Source organism: Clostridium folliculivorans, from assembly GCF_024341905.1.
Lineage (GTDB): Bacteria > Bacillota > Clostridia > Clostridiales > Clostridiaceae > Clostridium_AR > Clostridium_AR folliculivorans.
The window spans coordinates 1-227 of the sequence record NZ_BQXY01000055.1 but is presented as its reverse complement, the minus strand read 5'-3'; the positions used below and the strand labels follow the sequence as shown (position 1 = coordinate 227).

At 50.2% G+C, this 227-nt stretch carries 1 rRNA gene; it reads right to left on the bottom strand.

The window, feature by feature from the left end:
• Positions 1–227, bottom strand: a 16S ribosomal RNA gene (locus OCU55_RS23880); the annotation flags it as partial.

Genomic DNA, 227 nt, shown 5'->3' with positions numbered 1-227 from the left:
AACAATAAGGGTTGCGCTCGTTGCGGGACTTAACCCAACATCTCACGACACGAGCTGACGACAACCATGCACCACCTGTCTTCCTGTCGGTACCAAAGGTACCGACTTCCCCGATTAAGGGTAATTCAGGAGATGTCAAGTCTAGGTAAGGTTCTTCGCGTTGCTTCGAATTAAACCACATGCTCCGCTGCTTGTGCGGGCCCCCGTCAATTCCTTTGAGTTTTAAT